The sequence below is a fragment of the Planococcus sp. RAB007_Raresut genome (assembly GCF_057369535.1).
Window position 1 is genome coordinate 1 of sequence record NZ_JBXYIF010000019.1, and the last position, 1,889, is coordinate 1,889.

Sequence of the window (1,889 nt, forward strand, 5' to 3'; positions counted from 1 at the left end):
CGTTCGTAAAAGTACACTTTCCCAAACGCAAAGAAAGAGAAAAAGCTGTATTAGCTTCTTCTCTTCCTATAAGCCCTCATATGTTAACTAATAATTTTACACATCATAAAATAAACGATTATTTTAATAAAAATATACTTAAATAAACGAGTATAGAACATTTCTTTAAGAAATCCTATCTATCCAATATTTTCTCCAGCAACAATATCATTCATCACATCTTCTAATGTTACATTTTTTAAAACTTTCTCCATTGCCCCCTGTGCGGTCGCAAATATTGGTTCTATAGTATTTTGGATATTCCGGCCAACGGGACAATTAAGCTGTGGATTTTCGTGTATACTGAATAATTCTTTATCTTGAACAACATTTACCGCTTTATAGACATCGAACAAGGTAATATCAGATAGTTTCATTGTAAGTTTTGCTCCTGCAATACCTGGGTGTACTTCGATCAAACCAGCTTTTTTAAGCATACCCATGAGTTTCCGTATCACTGCTGGATTTGTGTTAACGCTCGAAGCTAAAAACTCAGAAGATGTTATTCCATCTTTATTAAATTCAATTAGAGTCAATATATGAATTCCGACAGCAAATCGGCTGCTAATGGACATTTACCTTCACCCCTTTATAAATTTCTATTTCAATATCTAATATCTTGTAATTAATTTAGTTACAAGTTTATTGTATCAAATAGCAGGCAAAAAACAAATATTGCTATTCCTGTTGACAATTCAGTTACAAGTAACTAACATGAATACATGTAATCATTATTGTTACACCAAAAGCGAATTAGGGGGATTGGAAAATGAAAATATTAGTTACAGGGGCAACAGGAAAATTAGGTTCGAAGGTTGTAGAAGCAATATTGAAAACCCTGCCTGCAAGTAAGCTGGCGGTGAGTGTCCGGAACGCTGAGAAAGCAGAAGGGCTTCGTGCTCGTGGAGTGGAAGTTCGTCAAGCAGATTTTGACCATCCAGAAACTTTGGAGAAAGCATTTGAAGGAATTGACCGCTTATTGATCATCTCTGCGGATGGCGACAATGAAACGAGAATCCACCAACATACTAATGCGGTCCAAGCAGCGGAACGTGCAGGAGTAAAATTCATTGCCTACACAAGCTTAGCCAATGCTACAGAGAGCGAAAATCTTATGGCTCCGCCCCATGTCGCAACAGAAGCGGCCATTATTAAGACCGGTATCCCCTACTCTTTCTTGCGCAACAACTGGTATTTTGAAAACGAAATCGGAAGCATTCAAGGTGTCCTAGCAGGAGCTCCATGGGTCACTTCTGCCGGTGAAGGCAAAGTGGGCTGGGCATTGCAACAAGATTACGCAGATGCAGCGGCAGCGGTTCTGGTTGGGGACGGCCACGACAATACAGTGTACGAACTTTCAGGTCCTCTTTTAACCCAAGAAGAATTGGCATCTGCTCTTGGTGATATATTGGGTAAAGAAGTGCCTGTACAACAAGTGAGTGACGAAAAATATGCAGAGATTATGAAAGGCTTAGGTTTACCCGATTTTGTGATTCCGATTGTTGTAGGAATCCAAGAAAGCATCCGGAACGGTTCACTTGAAGTGGAAAGCAACGATTTCGAAAAAATTCTTGGTCGCACACTGCCGATCAATGTATCATTGAACCAACTTATTAATACAATTTCACAAACTAAATGAAATTAAAAGAATCGATATGATGGCATAATTGAGTCTTAGAGTCTCCTATCATATTCAAAAAACAAGAAAACATAAAAGTTAATATTTTTAAAAACTATAAAAAATATTTTTTTAAAAGCTGGGCATTCTGCAAAGAATGTCTTTTTTGTTTAGTTTTTTCAACCAATATTCAAACTCATATTTCATTTGCTTCTCATAACTCTCTTGGTAT

2 protein-coding genes are annotated in these 1,889 nt (G+C 37.3%); one reads left to right on the forward strand and one right to left on the reverse strand.

Annotation, left to right across the window (positions count from 1 at the left end; translation table 11 throughout):
* Positions 1-179: 179 nt before the first annotated feature.
* Positions 180-614, reverse strand: a complete 435-nt coding sequence (locus tag AC2Q9J_RS17520; RefSeq protein ID WP_101802319.1) for an Rrf2 family transcriptional regulator — start codon at positions 612-614, stop codon at positions 180-182.
* A gap of 194 nt (positions 615-808) precedes the next feature.
* On the opposite strand from AC2Q9J_RS17520, the gene AC2Q9J_RS17525 reads away from it, so the two are divergent.
* Complete coding sequence (locus AC2Q9J_RS17525) at positions 809-1,678, forward strand: SDR family oxidoreductase (RefSeq protein WP_499041944.1); 870 nt, start codon at positions 809-811, stop codon at positions 1,676-1,678.
* Positions 1,679-1,889 lie beyond the last annotated feature (211 nt).

What these genes read in the sequence shown, in the direction of transcription:
- AC2Q9J_RS17520 (WP_101802319.1), bottom strand. Translation starts at nt 614, where the DNA reads ATGTCCATTAGCAGCCGATTTGCTGTCGGAATTCATATATTGACTCTA.
- AC2Q9J_RS17525 (WP_499041944.1), top strand. Translation starts at nt 809, where the DNA reads ATGAAAATATTAGTTACAGGGGCAACAGGAAAATTAGGTTCGAAGGTT.